Raw genomic sequence first — 17173 nt, 5'->3', positions numbered from 1 at the left:
CACTCCGCTCTTGTTTGAGCGATGGTCCGTTCGTTAGCCTCAAAGAGATTGCGCGGCGGGTTATGCGTCGCGGCCGTTGCCGGGATAAAGACACTTAGCGACCCTCAGCAGTCCCGCGTCATTGCCGCGAGCCGCCACCAGTTGCACGCCGAGCGGCAATCCGCCGACCTTGAGCAATGGCAATGACATGCACGGCATTCCGAGATAGGTCCATAGTGCGTTGAACATTGGGTTTCCCGTTCCAGCAAGCCCGTGGGGCGCCGGTCCGGGTGCTGACGGTGTCAGGATAGCATCGTAGTTGATCAGGATCGGTCGCAGAGCATCGTACAATGGATCGCGCTCTGCGCGCGCTGCTGCGATGTCGGCTTGCGAGAATGTGCGCCCTTCGGCAATCGCTTCTTTTAATTTCTCCGTGACGGCGTCCGGGTTCTTGTCGGCGATGGTGCCGAAATTCTTGGCGATGTCGGAGAACTGCACAATCCTGTGCAACCGCAGCGCACCGTCGAACTCGGATGGCAGCTGGGTCACCACGACCTCTGCGCGTGCGCCAAAGTTCGATGCGAAATGCTCGTAGGCGGCGATTGCGTCGGGTTCAGCGACAGCGCCTGCCGGCGCGATGACGAAGGCGAAGCGTGGGGCCCGGTCGATTGGTGTCGCCAGTCCTGCGGCCAGAGACGGTCTTGGACTCGACGTCATGTCTCCATCGCGCGGATCGAACGCTGAAATGGCATCGGTCAGCAGCGCGATGTCGTCTACGCTGCGCGCGTAAGTGCCGACAGTGTCGAGCGGCGACGACTGGGGCATGATGCCGGTGCGAGAGATGTAGCCGAACGAAGGTTTGAATCCGATGGTGCCGCAAAACGACGCGGGTCGAATGACAGACCCGGCGGTCTGCGTTCCTAGCGCCAGAGGCACCTGAAAATCCGCAACGGCCGCTGCCGATCCCGACGAAGACCCGCCGGGCGTGTGCTCGATGTTATGTGGATTGCGTGTTTTGCCTGGTCCGAAGAATGCCAGCTCTGTAGTAACCGTCTTGCCTAGAATAATTGCACCAGCACGCTTGAGTTCTCCAACTACGTTGGCATCAGTGCTCGGGAAATTATCCTTGAAGACCTGACAGCCATACTCCGTCGGGTACTCGGCTGTATCGATGATGTCCTTGACGCCAACCGGCAGCCCTGCGAGCGGGGGAAGCGGTGCACCACTCTTGCGAAGCGCATCGGCCTCGCGCGCTTCTCGCAAGACCCGTTCGCGATCCAGAAATTGCCACGCTCTAACCTCTTGATCTCGCTCATCAATGCGCTGGATGCAAGCAGAGACGAGGTCATGGGTGGTCAGCGTCCCGGCCTTAAGCGCGGCGGCAGCTTCGGCCGCAGTCATGCGGGTCGGATCGATGGCGTCCATCAAGTAGTCCTCGTGGTTTTCCGCGCTGAAGAGCGTCGGCGATTGGCGTGGTACTAATGTCGTATCTCTGATGCGTCAGGTTGTGCTGACTTTCAAGGCACTAGAGCCTAGCCTGTGGGCAGATGCTCTTGACGGAGGGCGCGTTTACCCTCAAGAGAACGGTCCTTTGCAGGTCTGTTCCAGGGACACTTGATTTGGCGCACGTACCACCGTCGCTAGGTCGATTAAGGCTTGGCGGCCGCAGTGTGTTCGCACCATTTTTGACGATCAGATCAGATAAGTCAGAGGACGCCTATGTCGATCGAGCCCCGCCGCCCAGGCCGCCATTTCCTTCAGATCCCTGGTCCTACGCCCGTGCCTGAGCGCATCCTGGCAGCGATGTCGCGCCAGATGCTCGATCATCGAGGCCTGGAATTTCAGAAGCTTGGCAAGCGTGTTCTTCAAGGCGTCAAAGGGCTGTTCAAGACCGCGCATCACGTCATCATTTATCCTTCGTCGGGTACCGGCGCCTGGGAAGCCGCGTTGACCAACACGCTTTCGCCCGGCGACAAGGTTCTGATGTGCGAGACCGGCCAGTTCGCCGTTCTTTGGAACGGCATGGCGCAGAAACTGGGTCTGGTAACGGATGTAGTCCCGACCGACTGGCGCGTTGCTGTTGACGGCAACACGTTGGAAGCCAAACTGCGTGCCGATAAGGCGCACGAGATCAAAGCCGTCTGCGTGGTGCACAACGAAACTTCGACCGGCTGCTGCTCCCGCATCGACGAAATCCGCAAAGCGCTGGACGCAGCAAATCATCCAGCTTTGTTGATGGTCGACACCATTTCCTCGTTGGCCTGCACGGATTTGCGTCACGACGAATGGGGCATCGACGTAACCGTCTCGGGCTCTCAGAAGGGCATGATGTTGCCACCCGGCTTGTCGTTTACCGCAATCTCCGACAAGGCGCTGACGGCCTCCAGGACAGCCCAGCTGAAGCGTTCTTATTTTGCATGGGACGACATGCTGGCTAACAACGCCAACGGGTTCTTCCCCTACACGCCCGCCACCGGCCTGCTGTACGGCCTGGCGGAAGCAATCGACATGATCAACGAGGAAGGCTTGGAGAACGTTTTTGCGCGTCACTATCGCCTCGCCGAGGCGACGCGCCGTGCCGTTCGCGCCTGGGGGCTGGAAATCCAGTGTCGCGATCCGAAGTTCTATTCGTCGGCCGTTACCACCGTGATGATGCCAGAGGGGCATAACGCCGATGCCTATCGCAAGGTCGTGCTCGACAACTTCAACATGTCGCTGGGAACCGGCCTCAACAAGATTGCGGGCAAGGCGTTCCGCATCGGGCATCTTGGCGACACCAACGAGCTGACCGTCATGGGGGCTTTGACGGGGGTCGAGATGGGGTTCGAGCTGGCTGGGGTGCCCTACAAGAAGGGCGGCGTGCAAGCAGCAATGAGCTATCTTGCAGAGACTGCGCGCACGCCTGAGCTGGTTGCGGCGGAGTAGGCTTCAGGAGGTCAGAGAGCGTGGCGCAGGCTGGACGGCATTTTGTCTTTGACGCCTTTGGCACGCTCTTCGATGTCCACTCCGCTGCGCGCGAGTGTGCGGATATCATCGGCCCTCAATGGCCTCGCGTTTCTGAGGTCTGGCGCAATAAGCAGCTGGAATACTCTTGGATCTATGCCGGTATCGGACGGCACATGTCGTTTCGAGAGGCGACAAGGCTCGGGCTTATCTACGCACTTCAGGTGACGGGGCTGGATAAGAACATTGCCCCTGGCGTTGTGGCGGCCTATGCGCGGCTCGCGCCCTTCCCGGAAGTCCCAGCCGTTCTGCGCACCTTGAAGGAGCGCGGCGACAACTTGGCGATCTTATCGAACGGCGATCCAGACATGCTCGACGAGCTGGTCGGCAACGCTGGTCTTACCGATCTTTTTGATGCCGTGCTGTCGGTACAAGCGGCCGGCACATTCAAGCCCGCCCCGCAGGTCTATGCGCTTTGCGAGCGCCAGTTCGGCGTGAAGGCCGCGCAATTGACCTTCATGTCCTCAAACCGTTGGGACATCGCGGGCGCACGCGCGTTCGGCATGAATCCGATCTGGGTCAATCGATCGCGCGCGCCCGATGAATATCCTGAGTTTCCCCCCGTGCGCGTGATCGATGATCTCAACGCGCTTCTGAGCGAAGCGGTCTAGCGCTTGAAGCCGGCTAGAGCGAGCTGCATTTGGCATCGGCGGCCAAGCTGAAGAAACTTGCTCGCCACGCATACTTTGACTTTCGCGATGGTCGGATTGACACCAATGCAGAGGCGGCGAACGTCTTTTTCGCAGGCCGCGCGAAGCTGCGGCGTCACTTCAGGCGGCAGCTTGATATCTTCTTCGCCTGCGCTCAACGGTAAGGGTGCCAAAGCACTGAACATTGCAAGACCTGTAACTCTGATAATGCGTCCCAAAACGCAATTCCTCCGCTTCATTATCAATTCTCGAATTGCGCGCCAAAATGCACGCCGACGAGCTTCGGATTAAGGCGGCAATTGCCCCCGCGACCGTTAACCACGGACAATTCCCCACAAGGTCGCGCAATAGCCCCCGCTCACGCCCTACGGCCGGCAAGCTAGCTATGTTGGGTCACAAACTGAAACACGAATGGTTATGATGGTTTACGAATTCAGCGGATCGTCTGCATGTTCGTGACCCTCACGCTTCCTCTGCGACGATCCCGCGGCGTCGATGCGTTATGGATCAGAAAGCTGGATAGATTCAGGTCGCGTCGGGCGCGGACTTGAACACGCGCTCTAATGCTTCTGTAAGGCGAACGCTGTCCACATCGTCCTTATGAATGACTTCCTGAGCGCCCGCCGCGAGCAATACTGATCGACGATTGCGTGTCGCTTGGCCGCTCACCACTATGATGGGGCCTTCGTATCCTGCGTGGCGCAGAAACGGGATCGTCTGTGTCGCGTCGTCGGAGGGCTTTAGAATATCATCCAGGAAAATAAGTTCGGGCTTCAACTCCAAGACAGAGTCGATTGCGCTGGCGAGCGTGCTGGCGCGGCGTACTTCAAGCGCGTAGCCGAACATGACGCGCAAGGTGGCAAACATGCGCTCCGCGTCGAGGTTCTCGTCTTCAACGATTAATACGTTCTTGAGTGGGCGCAGGGTGCCGCGTGCGCGCATAAGCTCACTCTTGCGGGCGAGAAAATCTCCGCCTGAACCTGTAGACGACGCTGCCATTGTTGCCTTTGTGATGTTCTTGATGAGGCGAAGTCCTGGTGCCTCTGGGGTACGAATGGACCGGCAGTTTGCAGGAAAACCACGCCGTGTCACGCCTTTTAGTAACTATGAATAATCGCGAGGCAAAAGCGGGGCCAGTATAAGGACCTAATATGGTGGATGAAAAATACAGCTGTTAGAGCGGCACAATTCGCGGCCAATTCACGCAAATTGTGGTGCCCCGGCATTGCTGCGGATCAGACGTAAGGGTGATTGTTCCGCCGGCTGTCTCCACCATCTTTTTTACCATAGCGAGACCCATGCCAGTCCCGGCCTTTGCATTTCCAGACTCGAGCGTGCGGAACGGCAGGAACGCGGCGGCGTGGTGTTTGGTTGGTATGCCGGGGCCGTCATCGGACACAGAGAACTCTAAGTGATCCGGCAACTCCGCGCACTTAAGCGTGATGGTTCCGGTGGTCCTGTCGTGATGCTGAACAGCATTCTGTATAAGGTTGCGCAAGGTGAGATCTAGCGGGGCAGCCAAGGTCGTCACCGTCGGCCAGTTTCCTTCGATCTTAATCTGCATTCCGCTTTCAGGAAGGGAGTCGGCGATGTCTTGGACGAGTTGGCGGGTGTCGAGCGGGGCGAGGGCTTCGTATTTTCGGCCAAGGCTGGCGTAATCAAACAGCTCCGTCAGCATATGCGACATGCGGCGGGACAGATCCTGAAGCTGGTGAAGGTGGCTCGAAATATCTGCGCCTTGCGCCAACTCGGAAGCCTTGATGATGGCTTCGTCAGCGATCATGCGCATGTGGCGCAGCGGCGCCTTGAGATCGTGCGAGACGATTGCCGCGAAGCTCTCAAGATCTGCGTTGGCACGTGCCAGCTCGCGCGACTTTGCCGAGATCTCGGCTTCCGCCATCAATCGCGCGCGAATCTGGCGTGACAGCTCAAGCTCAAGTTCGGTCTGCGAGTTTGCCTGGTAGGCCAGGACCATGGGCCGATCTTCGTCGGGCAACCAGAACACAATAAAGTTGAGCCGCTTGTCGTGCCCGGTAGGTGAGGCGAGTGCTACAGCGGGCAGTTCTATGCGTTTATGGGGATGGTTACGCAATGCAAGAATTTCGTCTTCAAACCCGATGAGGGCGAGAACGCTGTCAGACAGGGGCTTGTTGTGCGTGACGAAGTCGACGAGTGGGCCGTAGGTGAGTTCTACGGTCAGATCCTTGTTGAGCCACACCAACCCGTAAAGCCCGGAATCAGCGAGCCGGGCGGTCGCCTCGGCAAGCGCCCGTGGCATGGGAACGCCGGTGTCGACATCCTCTTTAATGTCCGCGCCGGGCGATGACGTCGGCGGATTCGATAAATGCTCTTTCGACATTGCTGCCCGTCTTTGCGCTCGTGCGGATGAGAGGCGAACCAGATTGCGTGAGTGCGGAAAGTAAAGGCGCGCTTTCGGCGTCGGGTACGAGGTCGGTCTTGTTGACGATGAAAGAATGGTGGCGACCGGGAAAGGCATCCCGGAACCCCGTCGCTAGTTTGACCATCGTTTCCATTGTCGGCGGTCTGGCAATGTCGCCGACGATCAGCGCACCAGCCGCCTCTTTCATGTAAACGTGGCGGAAAATGGCGTCGCCGAAGTTGCCGTCAGTATCCCAGATGATGAGCGTCGTGGCCGGCCGTGTCGCACTGGCTGGTGCTTCATAACGATAGATGTCGACGCCGATCGTGGGCTTGTAGTCAAACTCGAACTTGTCGAACACGAGTCTGCGGGCAAGCGATGACTTGCCCACACCGATTTCGCCCAGCAGCATAACCTTTCGGGCGCTCATTGCGGCGCCTCGTCCTCGTAGGCAAGTTCAAAGTTCACGCGTCGGTTCGGGCTGTTTGGTCCGGTGATCGGACTGATGTCACGTGCATCTTGCCGTCCAATAGAAATGAGAAGTTCTGCGGGCACTCCAAGCCCGATGAGATCATCGCGAACTTTTTTGGACCGATTGCCAGCAAGCGTGGAATTGGAAGGATTGTTGCCAAGCTCGTCGGTGTAGCCCACGATGCGAACATGCACGTCGGCCTCGCGCATCAAAGCCGCAAGCTGTTCGAGCGTCTTCTCCGCGATAGCAGTGTCGCGGTAGTCGGTTCCATTGGCAAAGAAGATGGCGTGGCGGGCTATATATGCGCTCAGCAGCGTTATGGCATCTGGCTTGGGTGCAGGCTGCACGACCACCTTAGGCTCTGGGAGCTTGATGCTATTGACGGCCAGCAGGGCTGACGTGATCGAAGATAAACGTTCCGCATTGGTGGCCAGGGCGTCAGCTGCAGCTGATGGCTCTGACGTGCGCACGGCTGGTTCTTTGGCCTGAGCCGCACCGATCAGGGTCCCCAAAATGTCGTTGGTGAGGCTTAACTGGGCGCTGATACGGTCCATATCCGCGTTCAGGCTTTCAGCCGTTTCACTCGACAACACTTGCGTGTCGGCAATACGGGTGTTCAGAGCAGAAAGGTCTTTCGAAATGGCGGAAAGATCGCCCGAGGCCTTGATTAGAATAGAGCGCTTTTCTTCCGACAAAAGTCCTTCGGCAGCTTCCTTCAGATCGCGTGCTGCAAGTCCTACACGCTGGGCCGCGCGATCTCCTGCGCGTCGCAGCAACGAGAGTGTGAAGTTGCCTTGTAGATTGGCGATTTTGGTGCGGAGCGCATCAAGTTGTGGTGTTGCGTCGGGGATGGCGATGTCGCTTCCCGGAACGACGGTCAGTTCGTCGATGATATGAACTTTAGGCAGTGCGTCGCCGATGCGCGCGATAACCTGCGCTTTGACGTTTTGGGAGGGGGTCAATCCCGAGATGCTCAAGGTCTGTCCGGCAGCGCTGGCTTCCAGATGGGTTGGATAACCTTGCATCTCTGTCGTCTGGGCAATGACGGCCGTGGCTGCCTCGCGCGTGTGTTGGTTGGCGAAATTGACCCAATAATGCCATCCGGTCCACGCCAGTAATGGCAGCAGGATCAAGACCGCGAGCACTTTCAGCGGTTTTCCAGATGGCCGAAGCGCCGACTTCTGTGCCTCGATACGAGATTTGAGGTCTGTGCCCAGATCGTTCAGCAGCGTCGCGCCATGAACTGGTATGTTGTCAGATGGTTCCAGCTTATCGACTTCTTGCAGTTCCTTCTCGATTGTTGCGAGGAATGCATCGTCAAGGGTCTGCTCGATGCGCTTTGGTGCGGTTCCCGAGCATTTTGCGGCCAGGAGATAAAGCTGCGAACCGCGCAGATAGACCGTTTCATCGCCAAGGTCGATTTGGCGGAGCACACCTTCGTCGGCTGACAAAGCCTCGTTGGCGAAAGCATTGACCGCGGCAAGAACCCCGCTCATCAAATGCTCGCGGCCACTTGCCGTCTGCGGCCAGTGCTCGACGAGTTCGCCCGAACCACGTCGAATGAGGAACAGTTCGAGGATCTGGAAATCCTGGGTTGCGGCCAGCGCAATCTCGCCGACAGAGCGGCCGGTCGTAAGGCTTTGCAGGCGAAGCATCACGGGATTGAGCTCAAGCCTGCGGTTCATCTCCTCGGTGAGATCTTTGATGGCGCTCGCGACGTAGGCTTTCACCAGGCGGCCGGTGATGGGGTAGAGCGCCTCGACCATCTCATCCTGGCTGTTCTTCAGCTCGGCCTTGATCGTGGTGACGACGAGTGGCGCAATCGATAGCGATAACTCCGAGTGTCTGTGCACTTCCGCACGACGCAGGGCTTCGTCGATCGTGTCGGCGACACTCTGCGTGAACTGTTCGGTGCTTCCAGCACGTTCAAGGACCTGCGCAACCTGGGTCCGCAGAGCCTCGCGATCTTCGATGCCAAGCCTGTCGATCTCCGAAACGCGCCGTTCGAGTGCCGCTAAGGCCTGGGCCTCCGGTTCGAACAACAATTCCTTAAGGCGGTTGACGGACTGCGACATTACTGGCTCTGGGGCCGACACGCGTTGCCGCGCGCCAGCTGTAAGAATTATCCCCGCGAGATGCGGCGAACCTGCTCGCCCAGGTCCAAGATGCTGCTAGCGAGCGCTTCAAAGGCTGCGCGACGGTCTGTTTCCGAAGAGCTCGTCAAGGCTTGCAGCCGTGTTTCGACCGCATTGAACTGCCGGTTGAGGCTGGACTCCAAGTCTGCCAGCCGCACCTCCATGTGTCGCATCCGGGCCTCTAAGAGCCTGACTGCGTCCCCAAACAGGAGCTCGCGGACCTGCTCCATCTTCTCGTCGGAGAGGTCACGCCCATTGCGAAGTTCGTCAAAGGAAGGCGCATTCATGGCGCGTTCTCGTAATCCGGAAAAACTGATGGTTAGCCATTCGTCCAACAGCCTATCATATTTGACAGGGGTGTATACCTTGTGGGGTTTCAAAAGGTTACGAAAAGTCTGAGAAAAGCGCGAAATTTGGGAAACCGCGGGGTAGGCGTCCCCGGCAAGGAACGGCTGCGGTCGCTCTGGTTGCCGCAGCCGTTGTTTGGTGTCGAACGGCCGGCATCAACCTAGCGAGGACAGCTTGCCCACTTTTTCTGCCAGCAGGTAGTAGAAGGTCACGCGGGATTTCTTGTTGTCTCCCTTCATCTGCGCGCAGATGTCGGCGATGAATTTGTCGAGGGCAGCGTCCTCGTCTTTCATGGCAAGCTTCTTCTTCAGCCAGCTCTCGCGCACGCGAGCGAGCTCTTCCTTGCTGGAGCATGAGACCATTGAGGCATCCGCGCTCTTCAGCGCAATTCCCAGATGCTTAACGATTGCAGCGACTGCTACCTCGTTCACGTTGGGCTGATAGCGCTTGATCTCATCAACATACTTGGTGGTCATATAGTCCTCTCTGAAAGCACATTGCCGTGTGCGCCCGGGCCTGATTCAGGACATGCGAGACCTGGATCCGACCGTGGGTTGATGAACAAATCTGAGGTCAGTCCGGTCCGATTGGGACGAACGCGGAGGAACTATGATGGGTGACTAAGTTAGGAGTTGGCCCATGGCAAACATAAACGTCGTTCAGTTGGGCAAGACTTGAACTACAGTTATCCGCGTAAGTGCCAGGCTGCCATGTAAGCATCACTAAATTGGCGCGTTTGATCACATTTTGCAGCGAGTTCGGCGGTCACCGCTTCGCTTACGCGGCGGACGTGTTGAGCGTCGCCACAAGCGTAGAACACAGCCCCATGGGCTCTGCTGAGCGCGTCCTCCAGGACCATCTTCGAATTGGCGTCGCGTGTCTCTCGCGCCTGAGCATGGGCCTGAACACACGACAGAATGGATGATTGAGCCTGCGACGACAAAGTTCGCCAAGTTCGGTCCGACATAGCGAGAGACATGGCGCCGGCATGATCGGCAATCGGTGCGCGCGCCGCGAAGCCGGCTATCTTAGGCAGCCCGAGAGCGAGCGCATCCGTCAAAGTTGCGATCTCGGCGGCATCGATCTCGCCCGCGGCAAGTGCCGGGGTGATGTCTTCCGGTTTGAGTGATTTGGGTAGGCCTCCAAGGCCTGCAACGACCTGGGCATTCAATCCCTCCGTTGCGATCTTTAGGCCTTTCAGGTTGTCGATCCGCACACGAGACCACAACGTCGGGCTCTCACCGCGATGGCCCGCGTAGATGGGCACGACGCCATAGGAAGCCAGACTGGACCTCCACAGGTCAGCTCCAGTGCCTTGCATGAAGATGCGCAGACCTTGAGCGTTCAAGGCCAAGTGGCCAGGTACGCCAGCCACGAAGCCAAGTGCGGGAATATGGGCGCTGTTGGCGTGCTCAGGACCGTAGAACAAATCGGCGTGCCCATCCGCGAGGGCCGCGATAGATGCCGCAGGGCCAGGGACAACTTCGATCTTCACTTGGGCGGCGGCTGAATGCTCTTGCAGGGTCCGTTCGAGGGCGCGGGCGAGAAGTCGGGCATCATCGAACAGACCGCCGGTATTCTCCGGCGCTGGGCACGCCAGCACGAGCCGTTCGGCGCGTCGCGCGAGCGCTGCCGGCTTTGCAAGCGCGCATACCGAACCAATGCATGTGGCCGCGGTTGCAGCGCTAGCGGTGACAATGAAAGTGCGCCGATCCATCCTCGTACCTCGCCGCAAGCCGCGCATGGTGGCTGCAAGCGCGGCGTGTCAATCGCGCCAGATCAAAGCCGATCAGAGCGCTAATGACAAACGATATGCGGTCAAGGTGCGGTAGAAAGGAGGTAATTGATTGTGTGAAAAAAGAATTCAGGGCCTGTGTAGCCTGGAATACGACCCACTTCCTTATTGTTCTTCAACACCACGAAGGTCGGAACGATGTCGACGGGGTAATCGATGCCAAGCGCATCGGCAGCTTCATCGTTGATATCGACGAAGCGGATAGGCAGTTCCTTGGCTTTCGGAGAAGACTCGTAAGCTGGAAGCACGTCGCGCCGGAACAAGGTGCAATAAATGCAACCTGGGGCCTCCATGACCACAAGCTCCAAGTTGTCGTTCTGTGAGGCGGGAGCTTCAAGATCCAGACCGGCCTTAACCGAGGTCTTGCTGAGGCCCAGTACAAACAGTGCTGCAAAAGCCAGAAGAGCCAGTGTGCTGCTTCGCATACGCTTTACGACTTTCCTGAAACGGCATCCTTGAGAGCGCGGCTAGACGGCGCGCGAGATCTTCAATCTATCTCTTCTGGATGGGCCGTGTCGGGCAAATCTTAATCGCTGGTTAACCTGTGTCCCAGGCTGATCAGCGCGAAGTGCGGCCCTGCTGAGACGTCACGACGGACGCCGATCCGATGACGAACACGAGGCAGGCACCCGCGAACCCGTCCACAATCATTATGACTTTCCGCAGCTCACGGAGAACGTTGGGGTGAAGCCGGCGCCGATGTTGGTCGACTGTCCGAGCTGCTGGGCGAATGCGTCGTTCAGCAACTGGGTTTTCAGATCATCGGTTTTTTCATCGGACTTGGGGGCGTTGATCGTCGCCTTGCAGTTTGCCGGTGCACCAGCAGCAAGTTTGATGGGGTCATTCTTCTGAGGTTCGAAGGCGATGAAGAAGGAAGGATCGTAAACGGCAAACGTGAAGCCTTTGGCGTCCGGTGGCACAGCCTTTTCCAGCGGCAAACGGAAATGAAGGCTCAAAATCCCGTTCTTGTGTTCGAGCCAAGCGTCTTGGGGCGGCGCCATCTTGAGATCAGTGTCGCCAAGTTTGGCGTACGTGAAATAATCGAAGTCCTTGAGACCTTCCATGTTAACTTTGGCAAGCTCGGCAAGTTCTTCGCGCGTGTAGACGCCGTCGCCATTCTTATCGAGGCCCTCGATGGCCATGGCTGTGTACATGTCGTCGAAGGTCCAAACATGGTCGAAACCGATGATCGAACCTTTGTCGTAAGCGACCGTCGTCTGGTACGTGATCCACACGTGCGGATGCGCGTGCGCGGCAGGTGCCAGCCCAAAGATGATCAGCGCGATCGATGCGAAGGCGCTAAACAGTCTTGCTCGCATGTGGATGCATCCCCTGTTGAGAAGGGCTATTGCAGCCGCTGCGAACATCTATACCGCAGTGGCTACCCCCCCCCGATCCTCTTCTTCGGACAATAAAAATGGCCGTTCTACGACCGCGCCTCCAGTATGTGGGGAGTGGATGCGCTCCCGGCAAATTTAGTGTTGCCCAATCGGTTGTTATAACATACGAAATCAGGGTCGGATCAAGGTTTAGGTGTTTCCGGTGAGCTCAGACTGGGGTGGCGATGGAACAGAGCAGACTGAAGAGATTGGGAGGCTTTTTGGCGTTGGCCTGGGCAGCAGGACACGTATTCGCGGCGCCAGCGGTTGCCGCAGACGAGCCCGATGTTGTTGTGACGATCAAGCCTATCCATGCGTTGGTCAGTGAGGTCATGGAAGGCGTCGGTAAGCCTGTTCTGATCGTGCAAGGTAGTGCCTCTCCCCACACATTTACGCTCAAGCCTTCGAGCGCGAGTGCCATTTCCAAGGCCCAGGTCTTTGTCCGCGTGTCGGAACATCTGGAGCCGTTTACGCGCAAGCTCGTTGAGGGTCTACCGGACTCCGTGACCTTGCTGACGTTGGCGGACCAGAGCCTTGGCGTAAAATTGCTCGATATGCGTCAGACGGGCACGTTTGAACCGCATCATCATGATCACGAAGGCGAGCATGAGGGGAAAGAGCCAGAGCAGGGTGAGGAGGGAGACGACGATCACGACCACGAAGCCGGCGAGGTGAAGGATCCTCACATCTGGCTCGATCCGGATAATGCCAAGTCAATCGTCACAGCTGTCGCCCGCGTACTGAGTGAGAAATGGCCCGAATACAAAGACAAGTTCCAAACCAATGCTGAGAAGACGCGCGCGCGCATCGACGCCCTGGACGCCGATATTGCCAATCAGCTGAAGAGCGTGCAGAGCAAGCCATTCGTCGTCTTTCACGACGCATATCAGTACTTCGACAGCCACTTTGGCTTGTCGGCGGTTGGGTCCATAACCGTAAGTCCCGATCAGCAGCCTTCAGCCAAGCGCCTGACAGAGGTGCGCGCCAAGATCCGCGAGTTGAAGGCTGGCTGCGTTTTTGCCGAACCGACGTTCCAGCCAAAGCTCCTGGCTACAGTGACGGAAGATACGGGAGCGCGCATAGGTGAGCTTGATCCCGTCGGTCAGACGTTGGAGCCCGGCCCGCAGCTCTACGATCAGCTCTTGCAAGAGCTGGCGCATAATCTCGTCGCCTGTCTGAACGCCCCGGCAGCGCGCTGACATTCGCCGGTGTGTCGCGCGATGGCCATAAGGCCGACAAAGCGAGGGCTATTGGTGAGAGCGAAGAAAAAAGAAAAAGCGGCAGGCCGAGGCCCGCCGCTTTTTTGATGAGTGATCTTTTGAAAAGAGCGCTTACTCGGCCGCTGCTGACCTCTGCACGCTTGAACGGTAGCTCTTGCGCGATGCCGGTTGCTTTGCAGGCTCATCGTCGTAGAAGAACAGGTCGCTCAAGGAGCCACCGCTGCTGCTAGAGCTGCTGGCGCTCTTCGAGCTGGACGGCGAACTTGAGTTAGATGCCGACGAAGTGTTGAAGTGCTGCCAGGTCACCGTCACGCGAGTGCCGACGGGAACGCGCGGATAAAGATCGAGCACGTCCTGGTTGAGCATGCGGATGCAGCCATGCGACACGGCCTGACCAATCGTCCAAGGCGCGTCGGTACCATGAATACGATAGGCAGAGGAGCCCAGGTACAGGGCGCGCACACCCAGCGGATTCATCGGGTGGCCGCCGGGTACCCAACGCGGCAGGCGCGGGTTCTTGGCGACCATTTCGGGCGTCGGAGTCCACGGCGGGTTGACGCGCTTGTTGGACACGTAGGTCTTGCCCTGCCAGCGTGCCTCGCCCGTGGGAACGGCTACCGGATAGGTAATGGCCTGTCCGGGCTTGGTGATGAGATAGAGCCGACGGTCGGAAAACGAGACGATAATCTCGCCTGGCTTGTACTGCGGGCTGAAGCTCACGACGCCGCGGCCGCCACCGAATTCTTCGGTGCCGCCCCAGAGAAAATCAAAGCCTTGAGCGCTTGCTGAGTGTGGCGAAAGGGCGACGGCAAGCGCCGCCACGGCAGCACAGGCAAACGAATTCATACGTGCACGAAAGGTCATCGGGGGATGCTCCTTGTTCGGAAGCCATGGGGGCGCAGATGAAAAAAATCATCCTGCGCAACGATGGTGAACACAGCGTATACCTCAGTCTCGATTTTGGCGGCAGAGCAGGGAAGCCACACTGAGACCAGGAATGCGCCTGTGGGTAACATTCCTCCGCGCCCGCAAATTGATGACATCTCAGACAATTCCGCTTTCTGGATGGCTGTTTTTTGGTCGCTTGCCGACTGTTCTCATTGCGTTCTTTTTGATTGACGTGTGTGGGGCGGATGATCTAGAACAAAATAGGAACTTTCTGGCGGGTGTTTTATCCACCGGGGGTATTTCCCAGGCCCTTCATCTTCTTTGTAGCGAGGCGTCTCTCGTGGAACCGGCGGCTCACTCCCCCTTCTCCCTGCTGCCCCCGCGCGGGTCTCGCAGGCCCGGCTTTGCCGGGCCGGCCGGAACGGCGGACCTCCCCTCTGCCGTTCCGGCAAGGGGGGAAAGTGGGGTCATGGCTAAGACTGCTCTGGCAACGGAGCCTGTTGGGCGGGCAGGCGTGCTTCAGGCGTTGCGCGCGACCATCGCCAATCTTGAAAGGCCCATGCTGCGTCCCGCCTCGCCTCGCGTCACGGCGTCTAGGGGGCGCTGGCAGCTCGGCTGTTCTGAGGCTGATGCGTTGTTGCCCGAGGGTGGGCTGGCGCTGGGCGCCGTGCATGAGATCAAGCCGGCAGGCTCGGCCAGGGGCAGCGCCTCGGCCGCAGACTGGATGGCGGGGCTTGGTTTTGCCCTGCGTCTTGCTGCGTTGCGCTTTCATCAGCTTGAGGGAGCAGGCCGTGACCAAGCCATGATGCTGTGGTGCTGGCCGCAAGCCTTCGCCAATGAGTTTGGACGCCTGTCACTTCAAGGACTGATCCATCTGGGGATAGATCCGGCCCGCGTACTCATCGTTGAGACGCCGCGCCAGTCCGATGCCCTGACGGCGCTTGAAGAAGGTCTGAAGTCGGGGAGGCTGGCTCTGGCGGCCGGCATCGTCAAAGACGTCGATCTTAATGCAGGACGCCGCCTCAGCCTTGCAGCAGGTGCGCGCGGTACGCCTTGCCTTCTTGCAACTCATCCAGCCGCCCACGGTGCTGCGGCGACCGCCACACGCTGGCGGGTCGCGCGGGCTCCCAGCGGGCCCCACCTTTTCGATCCCAAATCGCCCGGCGCTCCCCGCTTCAGGCTTGCGCTGGAACGCTGTCGCCGTCGTCCGCAGAGCACGGATGCTGCGTCTTTTGTCGTGGAGTGGTGTGATGAAACGCTTCGTTTCCGTATGGCTTCCCAACTGGCCAATGACGCGGCTCGCCCGCGCCGAGCCGCGTACGGTTCCTGACGCGGAACCTTTCGCACTTGTGGATCTTGCAGGCCCTCGCGGCATCGTCGTCACCGCGGTTAACTCTCCTGCCGCGCGTGAGGGCATCTCGCCGGGCATGGCGCTCACCGATGCGCGCGCTGCTTTGCCGTCGCTGCGTGTACGTCCCGGGGAGCATTCCGAGGATGCGCGCGTGCTGTTCAAGCTGGGGCAGTGGGCAGGCCGATACGGTCCCAGCCGCGGCCACGACCGCGAGGACGGTTTTTGGATCGACATAACCGGCGTGGCTCATCTTTACGGCGGCGAAGAGGGGTTGATGCGCGATCTCATCGCCAGGCTCGATGCGTTTGGCATCCCCGCCTGCGCGGCTCTGGCCGATACCTACGCCGCGGCCTTCGGGCTTGCCCGTTTCGCCGTCCAAAAGAAGAGTGCATGGAGGATCGTTGCGCCGGGCGCCTTGCGTGCCGCGCTGGCACCTCTGCCGGTGGATGCCTTGCGGCTCGACGAAGATTGCATCGTTCTTTTGAAGCGCCTGGGATTGCGGCGCATCGGCGATCTTTATTCCATTCCGCGTATCAGTCTGGCGCATCGTTTTGCGTCAAGCGATGCAGCACAACGTGTGCTGGAGCGGCTCGATCAGGCCTTGGGTCGTTCGGCTGAGCCTCTCATTCCGTTCTTTGAACTGTCTCCATTCGTGGTGCGCCGAACCTTCTCCGAGCCGCTGATTTCTTCGCAGCCGCTTGAAGGGGTGATCAATGAGCTTTGCGACGAACTGGCGGAGGCTCTGAAGGACAAGGATATGGGGACGCGCGCTCTTATGCTGCGCTACTTCCGCGCCGACGGCACAGCCGGCGTCACCGGCACGATGATGCGTGCGCACAGCAATGATGGCGCGCATTTCAGACTGCTACTCGCGCCTAAACTTGAAAAGATCGACGCCGGCTTCGGTATCGATCTGCTTTCCCTGGAGGCTACGCTTGTTGGCCCGCATAAGGGGACACAGCCAGGGTTTGCCGAGGAGGGCGCGGCCGCCTACGATCCAGGTCCGCTTATCGATGCGCTGTCGAACCGTCTGGGGCAGACGGCGGTATACATGCTCTCTCCTCGCGACTCGCATGTGCCCGAGCGCAGCCAGGCGCGCGTTCCGGCCGTGCCGATAGCAGGCGAAAACCGTCCTTTGCAAACTACGCCGAAGACCAAGCAGAAGGCGGCGCGCGCTAGCAAAGACGCGAGAAAGAATTCAAGCATTTCCTCTGCCTACACACCGCCGTGGCCCTACGGCAAAGATGGCCCACGTCGCCCGCCTTTCCTGTTAGCGCGGCCTGAGCCCATCGACGTCGTTGCCGAAGTGCCCGACGGCCCGCCCGCCCGTTTCATCTGGCGTCGCGTGGAGCGCCGCATCGCGCGGGCCCAAGGTCCCCGGCGCATTGCGCCAGAATGGTGGCGCACAATCGGCATGTCGCGGCCTGCGCGTATCCGCGACTATTACGAGATCGAGGATGAAGGCGGCGCGGCATATTGGGTGTTTCGCAACGGCCTGTTTGGAGGCGCTCAAGAAGAGGGAGATGAAGAAGCCGCTCCTCCGCGTTGGTTTCTGCATGGGCTGTTTTGCTGA

At 59.1% G+C, this 17173-nt stretch carries 17 protein-coding genes; 5 read left to right on the top strand and 12 right to left on the bottom strand.

What is annotated here, in order from left to right; genetic code table 11:
* Nucleotides 1–60: 60 nt before the first annotated feature.
* Nucleotides 61–1404, bottom strand: a complete 1344-nt coding sequence (locus R3D51_16510; GenBank protein ID MEZ5901085.1) for an amidase — start codon at nt 1402–1404, stop codon at nt 61–63.
* A gap of 294 nt (nt 1405–1698) precedes the next feature.
* Here R3D51_16510 and R3D51_16505 point away from each other — a divergent pair, with 294 nt between their 5' ends.
* Nucleotides 1699–2904 (top strand): aminotransferase class V-fold PLP-dependent enzyme, encoded by a 1206-nt coding sequence (locus R3D51_16505; protein MEZ5901084.1) that lies wholly within the window; start codon nt 1699–1701, stop codon nt 2902–2904.
* Nucleotides 2905–2924: 20 nt separating this feature from the next.
* Nucleotides 2925–3593 (top strand): haloacid dehalogenase type II, encoded by a 669-nt coding sequence (locus tag R3D51_16500; protein ID MEZ5901083.1) that lies wholly within the window; start codon nt 2925–2927, stop codon nt 3591–3593.
* On the opposite strand, the gene R3D51_16495 is transcribed toward R3D51_16500, so the two are convergent.
* The 10 genes from R3D51_16495 to R3D51_16450 form a co-directional block, all read right to left on the bottom strand.
* Nucleotides 3590–3871 carry a hypothetical protein gene (locus R3D51_16495; GenBank protein ID MEZ5901082.1) on the bottom strand — a complete coding sequence of 94 codons (282 nt, stop codon included), beginning with the start codon at nt 3869–3871 and terminating at the stop codon, nt 3590–3592. The genes R3D51_16500 and R3D51_16495 overlap by 4 nt on opposite strands.
* 286 nt (nt 3872–4157) lie before the next feature.
* Nucleotides 4158–4631, bottom strand: a complete 474-nt coding sequence (locus R3D51_16490) for a response regulator (GenBank protein MEZ5901081.1) — start codon at nt 4629–4631, stop codon at nt 4158–4160.
* 175 nt (nt 4632–4806) lie between these two features.
* Nucleotides 4807–5991, bottom strand: coding sequence for a HAMP domain-containing sensor histidine kinase (locus R3D51_16485; GenBank protein ID MEZ5901080.1), 1185 nt, complete (start codon nt 5989–5991; stop codon nt 4807–4809).
* Nucleotides 5936–6442 carry a GTP-binding protein gene (locus R3D51_16480; protein MEZ5901079.1) on the bottom strand — a complete coding sequence of 169 codons (507 nt, stop codon included), beginning with the start codon at nt 6440–6442 and terminating at the stop codon, nt 5936–5938. The genes R3D51_16485 and R3D51_16480 overlap by 56 nt, the downstream gene beginning before the upstream one ends.
* Complete coding sequence (locus R3D51_16475; protein MEZ5901078.1) at nt 6439–8559, bottom strand: OmpA family protein; 2121 nt, start codon at nt 8557–8559, stop codon at nt 6439–6441. Before R3D51_16475 ends, R3D51_16480 begins: the two co-directional genes overlap by 4 nt.
* A gap of 47 nt (nt 8560–8606) precedes the next feature.
* Nucleotides 8607–8906: a hypothetical protein gene (locus tag R3D51_16470; protein ID MEZ5901077.1), complete on the bottom strand. Its 300-nt coding sequence runs from the start codon at nt 8904–8906 to the stop codon at nt 8607–8609.
* A 216-nt stretch (nt 8907–9122) separates the two neighbouring features.
* Complete coding sequence (locus R3D51_16465; GenBank protein MEZ5901076.1) at nt 9123–9443, bottom strand: DUF2853 family protein; 321 nt, start codon at nt 9441–9443, stop codon at nt 9123–9125.
* 209 nt (nt 9444–9652) lie between these two features.
* A complete protein-coding gene (locus R3D51_16460; GenBank protein ID MEZ5901075.1) occupies nt 9653–10684 on the bottom strand; it encodes a hypothetical protein in 1032 nt (343 codons plus the stop codon).
* 101 nt (nt 10685–10785) lie between these two features.
* Nucleotides 10786–11187 (bottom strand): thioredoxin fold domain-containing protein, encoded by a 402-nt coding sequence (locus R3D51_16455; protein MEZ5901074.1) that lies wholly within the window; start codon nt 11185–11187, stop codon nt 10786–10788.
* 225 nt (nt 11188–11412) lie between these two features.
* Nucleotides 11413–12081 (bottom strand): DUF1007 family protein, encoded by a 669-nt coding sequence (locus R3D51_16450; protein ID MEZ5901073.1) that lies wholly within the window; start codon nt 12079–12081, stop codon nt 11413–11415.
* A gap of 245 nt (nt 12082–12326) precedes the next feature.
* Here R3D51_16450 and R3D51_16445 point away from each other — a divergent pair, with 245 nt between their 5' ends.
* On the top strand, nt 12327–13340 hold the full coding sequence (locus tag R3D51_16445) for a zinc ABC transporter substrate-binding protein (protein MEZ5901072.1): 1014 nt from the start codon (nt 12327–12329) through the stop codon (nt 13338–13340).
* A gap of 132 nt (nt 13341–13472) precedes the next feature.
* Here R3D51_16445 and R3D51_16440 read toward each other — a convergent pair whose 3' ends face one another.
* Nucleotides 13473–14225, bottom strand: coding sequence for a L,D-transpeptidase (locus tag R3D51_16440; protein MEZ5901071.1), 753 nt, complete (start codon nt 14223–14225; stop codon nt 13473–13475).
* Nucleotides 14226–14718: 493 nt separating this feature from the next.
* Here R3D51_16440 and R3D51_16435 point away from each other — a divergent pair, with 493 nt between their 5' ends.
* Both R3D51_16435 and R3D51_16430 read left to right on the top strand, forming a co-directional pair.
* Nucleotides 14719–15579: a hypothetical protein gene (locus tag R3D51_16435; protein ID MEZ5901070.1), complete on the top strand. Its 861-nt coding sequence runs from the start codon at nt 14719–14721 to the stop codon at nt 15577–15579.
* Nucleotides 15500–17173 carry a DNA polymerase Y family protein gene (locus R3D51_16430; GenBank protein ID MEZ5901069.1) on the top strand — a complete coding sequence of 558 codons (1674 nt, stop codon included), beginning with the start codon at nt 15500–15502 and terminating at the stop codon, nt 17171–17173. Before R3D51_16435 ends, R3D51_16430 begins: the two co-directional genes overlap by 80 nt.

It is taken from the genome of Hyphomicrobiaceae bacterium, from assembly GCA_041397645.1.
Classification (GTDB): Bacteria; Pseudomonadota; Alphaproteobacteria; order Rhizobiales; family Hyphomicrobiaceae; genus Hyphomicrobium_B.
This window is presented reverse-complemented; position numbering and strand designations above follow the sequence as displayed.

What these genes read in the sequence shown, in the direction of transcription:
- R3D51_16510 (MEZ5901085.1), bottom strand. Translation starts at nt 1,404, where the DNA reads ATGGACGCCATCGATCCGACCCGCATGACTGCGGCCGAAGCTGCCGCC.
- R3D51_16505 (MEZ5901084.1), top strand. Translation starts at nt 1,699, where the DNA reads ATGTCGATCGAGCCCCGCCGCCCAGGCCGCCATTTCCTTCAGATCCCT.
- R3D51_16495 (MEZ5901082.1), bottom strand. Translation starts at nt 3,871, where the DNA reads ATGAAGCGGAGGAATTGCGTTTTGGGACGCATTATCAGAGTTACAGGT.
- R3D51_16490 (MEZ5901081.1), bottom strand. Translation starts at nt 4,631, where the DNA reads ATGGCAGCGTCGTCTACAGGTTCAGGCGGAGATTTTCTCGCCCGCAAG.
- R3D51_16485 (MEZ5901080.1), bottom strand. Translation starts at nt 5,991, where the DNA reads ATGTCGAAAGAGCATTTATCGAATCCGCCGACGTCATCGCCCGGCGCG.
- R3D51_16480 (MEZ5901079.1), bottom strand. Translation starts at nt 6,442, where the DNA reads ATGAGCGCCCGAAAGGTTATGCTGCTGGGCGAAATCGGTGTGGGCAAG.
- R3D51_16475 (MEZ5901078.1), bottom strand. Translation starts at nt 8,559, where the DNA reads ATGTCGCAGTCCGTCAACCGCCTTAAGGAATTGTTGTTCGAACCGGAG.
- R3D51_16470 (MEZ5901077.1), bottom strand. Translation starts at nt 8,906, where the DNA reads ATGAATGCGCCTTCCTTTGACGAACTTCGCAATGGGCGTGACCTCTCC.
- R3D51_16465 (MEZ5901076.1), bottom strand. Translation starts at nt 9,443, where the DNA reads ATGACCACCAAGTATGTTGATGAGATCAAGCGCTATCAGCCCAACGTG.
- R3D51_16460 (MEZ5901075.1), bottom strand. Translation starts at nt 10,684, where the DNA reads ATGGATCGGCGCACTTTCATTGTCACCGCTAGCGCTGCAACCGCGGCC.
- R3D51_16455 (MEZ5901074.1), bottom strand. Translation starts at nt 11,187, where the DNA reads ATGCGAAGCAGCACACTGGCTCTTCTGGCTTTTGCAGCACTGTTTGTA.
- R3D51_16450 (MEZ5901073.1), bottom strand. Translation starts at nt 12,081, where the DNA reads ATGCGAGCAAGACTGTTTAGCGCCTTCGCATCGATCGCGCTGATCATC.
- R3D51_16445 (MEZ5901072.1), top strand. Translation starts at nt 12,327, where the DNA reads ATGGAACAGAGCAGACTGAAGAGATTGGGAGGCTTTTTGGCGTTGGCC.
- R3D51_16440 (MEZ5901071.1), bottom strand. Translation starts at nt 14,225, where the DNA reads ATGACCTTTCGTGCACGTATGAATTCGTTTGCCTGTGCTGCCGTGGCG.
- R3D51_16435 (MEZ5901070.1), top strand. Translation starts at nt 14,719, where the DNA reads ATGGCTAAGACTGCTCTGGCAACGGAGCCTGTTGGGCGGGCAGGCGTG.
- R3D51_16430 (MEZ5901069.1), top strand. Translation starts at nt 15,500, where the DNA reads ATGAAACGCTTCGTTTCCGTATGGCTTCCCAACTGGCCAATGACGCGG.